This is a genomic window from Mycobacterium sp., assembly GCF_035623875.1.
In the GTDB taxonomy this organism is placed as follows: Bacteria; Actinomycetota; Actinomycetes; order Mycobacteriales; family Mycobacteriaceae; genus Mycobacterium.
Map to the genome: position 1 here is coordinate 1 of NZ_DASPSP010000082.1, position 4,796 is coordinate 4,796.

Annotated in this window: 5 protein-coding genes; 2 read left to right on the forward strand and 3 right to left on the reverse strand. The window is 68.2% G+C overall.

What is annotated here, in order from left to right; genetic code table 11:
* Together xseA and VEI45_RS06860 are read right to left on the reverse strand one after the other, a co-directional pair.
* Positions 1-1,118, reverse strand: a 1,118-nt coding sequence (gene xseA / locus VEI45_RS06855) for an exodeoxyribonuclease VII large subunit (RefSeq protein WP_324851389.1), incomplete at its 3' end; no start/stop codon positions are given.
* Positions 1,119-1,126: 8 nt separating this feature from the next.
* Positions 1,127-1,747 (reverse strand): lipid droplet-associated protein, encoded by a 621-nt coding sequence (locus tag VEI45_RS06860; RefSeq protein ID WP_324851382.1) that lies wholly within the window; start codon positions 1,745-1,747, stop codon positions 1,127-1,129.
* A gap of 88 nt (positions 1,748-1,835) precedes the next feature.
* On the opposite strand from VEI45_RS06860, the gene VEI45_RS06865 reads away from it, so the two are divergent.
* Complete coding sequence (locus VEI45_RS06865) at positions 1,836-2,843, forward strand: 4-hydroxy-3-methylbut-2-enyl diphosphate reductase (RefSeq protein WP_324851384.1); 1,008 nt, start codon at positions 1,836-1,838, stop codon at positions 2,841-2,843.
* Here the strand turns inward: VEI45_RS06865 and VEI45_RS06870 are convergent.
* Positions 2,840-3,925, reverse strand: coding sequence for a DUF6542 domain-containing protein (locus VEI45_RS06870; RefSeq protein ID WP_324851386.1), 1,086 nt, complete (start codon positions 3,923-3,925; stop codon positions 2,840-2,842). The genes VEI45_RS06865 and VEI45_RS06870 overlap by 4 nt on opposite strands.
* A gap of 106 nt (positions 3,926-4,031) precedes the next feature.
* Here VEI45_RS06870 and VEI45_RS06875 point away from each other — a divergent pair.
* The coding region (locus tag VEI45_RS06875; protein ID WP_324851387.1) for a GTPase at positions 4,032-4,796 on the forward strand (765 nt) is incomplete at its 3' end.

Genomic DNA, 4,796 nt, shown 5'->3' on the forward strand with positions numbered 1-4,796 from the left:
TGCACCACGGCGTAGCCGCGGGCCAGGGTGGCCGCCGGACCCAACGTAGCCAGCCGGGCGGACAAGTGAGCGACGCGTTCGGCCTCCACGTCGATCATTCGGGTGATGTCCCGGCGAACCGCCGACCGGGCGCGGTGCACCTCCTCGGCGCGCACCCGCAGGGCGGCCAGCGGCTCGGCCAATACCGGGCGGCTGCGCAACTGCGCGAGCGCGCGCTGTTCGCGAGTCACCCAGTTGCGCAGCGCCTGGGCGCTGCGCTGGCGCAGGTCGGCGAGCAGGTGCTGCTCGGCCGCGGTATCCGGGACGATCTTCTTGGCAGCATCGGTGGGAGTCGCGGCGCGTAGGTCGGCAACCAGGTCGCACAGCGGGTTGTCGGGCTCGTGACCGACCGCACTGACCACCGGGGTGCGGCAGGAGGCGATCGCGCGGCACAGCGTCTCGTCGGAAAACGGCAGCAGGTCCTCGACGCTGCCGCCGCCGCGGGCCACCACGATCACGTCGACGTCGGCGATGGCGTCCAGTTCGCGCAGCGCATCGACGATCTGGGCGACGGCGGTGGGACCTTGGACGGCGGTGTTGCGCACGGCGAACCGCACCGCGGGCCAGCGCGCGGCGGCCACCGTGGTGACGTCCCGCTCGGCGGCGCTGGCCCGGCCGGTGATCAGCCCGACCGTGGCCGGCAGGAACGGAATCGGCCGCTTGAGCCGTGGATCGAACAGCCCCTCGGCGTCCAGGAGTTGCCGCAACCGCTCGATGCGTGCCAGCAGTTCGCCGATCCCCACCGCGCGTATTTCGCTGAGCCGCAACGAGAATGTGCCACGTCCGGTGAAGAAGTTCGGCTTGCCGCAGACCACCACCTGCACACCCTCGACGAGCTTTACCGGCGCACGGTCCACCAAATCGCGTGGGGCGGTTACGGTCAGCGACATGTCGGCCGCCGGATCACGCAACACCATGAACACCGTCTTGGCGCCCGGCCTGATGTTGATTTGGGTCAACTGACCTTCCACCCAGACCGTGCCCAATTTGTCGATCCAGCCCGCGATCCGGATGGCCACCGCGCGAACCGGATACGGGTTCTCGGCCGAATTCGGCGGCGGAGTCCGTTCACCGGGCACCGCGGCGGTCACTTCGCCGTCGCGCGAGTGATCCTGTTGGCCAGCAGCGTCTGGAACGGTGCACGCGCCTTGGTGGCCTCCTCGTAGGCCAACAGCGCCTCGAGTTCATCCACGTCGAGCGTTTGCAGTCTGGCCCGCAGCTGGGCCAGCGTCAGCGTTTCGTAGTCGAGCTCCTCGGCCACTTCCGGCGCAGGGACCGTCGACGTGGCGGCCGGCCTTCGCGCGCGGGTGACAGACACCGGCCGAGTCGGCGCATCGCCCGTCGCGCCCCCGGCCGACGGGTCGGGTGCGGTGTACAGCGCGAACCGCCCTTCGGCGCGGTTCTCGGTGTCGGACGCGTCGACGCCAACTGGGTATGCCTCGGCATCGCCGTCAGAGCCGTCCAGGTCCTCATCGAACGTCGCCCACTCCGGCTGCTCTTCCTTGGGCGGAAAGATCTGCTCCAGGGTCGAGTCACCCTTGATCACCAGCTCGGCCAGGTTCTGCTGGAATCGCATCACGAGGTGCGCGGCCTGACTGGCCAGCGTCATCGGATACATCAGGATGGTTTTCGGCAGCTTGATCGTCTCCTCGACGGCGAATGTCGCCGCGCCCACCAGCAGCCGGACCCCATACGGTGCAGTAGCCATGCGGTCCAGCCTGCCCTAACCGGCGGTTAACTCCAAGCCGACGGCGCGAGCTGGCGAGCCCGAGTCCGCAGAAAGTAACCTGATTGGCATGCCGCCGACCGTCAACATGGGGATCCCGGGTGCCGCCAGCTCGGCGGTCGAGCCGGTGACCGGCAAGCGGGTGCTGCTGGCCGAGCCGCGTGGGTATTGCGCCGGCGTCGACCGTGCCGTCGAGACGGTCGAGCGTGCACTGGAAAAGCACGGCCGACCGGTCTACGTCCGGCACGAGATCGTGCACAACCGCCACGTGGTGGACACCTTGGCCAAGGCGGGGGCGGTTTTCGTGGACGAGACCGACGAGGTCCCCGAGGGCGCTATCGTGGTGTTTTCCGCGCACGGTGTCGCGCCGACCGTGCACACGTCGGCGGTTGAACGGTCGCTGCGCGTCATCGACGCCACCTGCCCGTTGGTCACGAAGGTGCATAACGAGGCCAAGCGGTTTGCCCGCGACGACTACGACATCCTGCTCATCGGTCACGAGGGCCACGAGGAGGTCATCGGAACCGCCGGCGAAGCCCCGGACCATGTGCAGCTGGTCGACGGGCCCGGCGCTGTCGACGGTGTGATGGTCCGCGACGAGAACAAGGTCATCTGGCTGTCGCAGACCACGCTGTCCGTCGACGAGACCATGGAGACCGTGCAGCGGCTGCGGGCGCGATTCCCGAAACTGCAGGACCCGCCGAGCGACGACATCTGCTACGCAACCCAGAACCGGCAGGTTGCGGTCAAGGCGATGGCGCCCGAGTGCGAGCTGGTCGTCGTCGTCGGGTCGCGCAACTCGTCGAACTCGGTGCGGCTGGTCGAGGTGGCCCTCGGCGCCGGGTCGGCCGCCGCGCATCTGGTGGACTACGCCGACGATATCGACCCAAAGTGGCTGGACGGTGTTACCACGATCGGGGTCACCTCCGGCGCGTCGGTGCCTGAGGTGCTGGTGCGTGGCGTACTGGAGCGGCTGGCCGAGTACGGCTACGACGTGGTGCAGCCCGTGACGACGGCCAACGAGACACTGGTGTTCGCCCTACCGCGGGAGATTCGGCCGACTCGGCGCGACGTCTAGACGTCGTAATCCCAGGAGTCGGCTGCGGATTCGCGCGGTCGACGGGGGCGCGACGTGGGTTCGTTGCGCGACTCGTCAGCTCGGGACGAGCCGCGATACCGGACCTGCGAGATCGGGTGGTGTGTCGCGGTGGCCCCGGACGTCCCGTTCGGCACCGGCCTGCGACGTGGCTCCGGGGGCGCGACGGGCTCGTACGGCTCGATGGGCTGGTAGGGGTCGAAGCGGCTGCTGCGACCGGTCGGGCGGCCTGTGCGACCAGGCGGGTCGCGGCGGATCTCCCGGGACGGCCGACCACGCAGGTCGGGATCGCGCGGCACCCTGCCGCGGCGGGGTGGCTCAGGAGCGTCGAACTCGCGGGGGCGCGTCGGGCGTCGACGTCGGGCGCGGTCAAGGGTCGGGTCGGCTGCTTCGTCCAGCGGCGGCCGGATATGCCGAGAGCGTGACGCCGCCGGCCGCTTGCCCGTCCTCCTGCTGTCGGCCGACCGTGCGGATCTCGCCGGCGTCGCAGAACGTCCGACGGCGTGGGTTCGCCGTGAACCGGGCTTTGCGGCTTTGTCGGCGCCAGCAGATTCCCGACGGAAGATGGTCAAAAGCGACGCCAGTCGGCCCGCCGGGACGGTGGGCACTGCGTCGGCGGTCGCGGCTGGGCGGATCGCCATTGCCAGCAACCAGCGGATGATTCCGATTAACAGCACGCCACCCGAGGTGAACAGCATCAGCGGGAAGCGTTCGATCAGTGGATAGCCGCAGTTGATCAGGAGGTCCTTGAGGCCGGTGAACTTAGCTCCGTGGAACAGCCAGTACGCCCCGGGCACCGCACCGAACAAGATCAGCGGTGGCTGGATGACCGCGGTGAAGACACCGGACTGGCGCACCGCCAGCACCGCAGCGACGCAACCCAGCACATACAGCGCGGAGAAGACGGTCGTCAGTTCCTTGCCCGATCCGGCGTCGAAGGCGAAGCCCGCGGCGGTGCCGGTTACAGCGACAACCACGGCGGCCCACCACGGCACACCAGGAATGTTGGGGATTATCGAACGGTGATTCGTTGCCACCGCCGACCGCGTCCGCTCTGCTGACACACGTCGACCGTACCGGCTCAGCGCCGAAAGGCTCGTAAAGACCTCGTTATCAGCATCTGGGCGTGCCACCTTCCGCGCTGGCGGGCTCTCCTACACTTGTGTCCCTGTGAGCTTGAGCCTCGGGATCGTGGGTCTGCCGAATGTCGGCAAGTCGACGCTGTTCAACGCGCTGACCAGAAACAATGTGGTGGCCGCGAACTATCCTTTCGCAACGATCGAGCCGAACGAGGGTGTCGTGCCGCTGCCCGATCCTCGGTTGGCGACCTTGGCGGAGATGTTCGACTCCGAGCGCATCGTCCCGGCGCCGGTGTCCTTCGTCGATATCGCCGGCCTCGTTGCGGGCGCCTCCGAAGGTGCCGGCCTGGGCAACAAATTCCTGGCCAATATCCGCGAATGCGACGCGATCTGCCAGGTGGTGCGGGTGTTCTCCGACGACGATGTGGCGCACGTCGCCGGACAGGTGGATCCCAAGTCCGATATCGAGGTCATCGAGACCGAGCTGATACTGGCCGATCTGCAAACACTCGAGCGCGCGGTGCCGAGGCTGGAGAAAGAAGCTCGCAACAGCAAGGACCGCAAGCCGCTCTACGAGGCAGCCGTGGCCGCTCAACAGACGCTGGACGGCGGGACGACGCTCTTCGCCGCGGGGGCCGATGCCCTGCTGCTGCGGGAATTGAATCTGCTGACCACCAAACCGTTCCTCTACGTGTTCAACGCCGATGAAGCGGTGCTCACCGATGCCGACCGGGTCGCGGATCTGCGTGCGCTGGTGGCGCCGGCGGATGCGGTCTTCCTGGACGCCAAGATCGAGGCCGAGCTCACCGAGCTCGACGACGAGTCGGCCGCCGAGCTGCTGGAGTCGATCGGTCAG

What these genes read in the sequence shown, in the direction of transcription:
- VEI45_RS06860 (WP_324851382.1), bottom strand. Translation starts at nt 1,747, where the DNA reads ATGGCTACTGCACCGTATGGGGTCCGGCTGCTGGTGGGCGCGGCGACA.
- VEI45_RS06865 (WP_324851384.1), top strand. Translation starts at nt 1,836, where the DNA reads ATGCCGCCGACCGTCAACATGGGGATCCCGGGTGCCGCCAGCTCGGCG.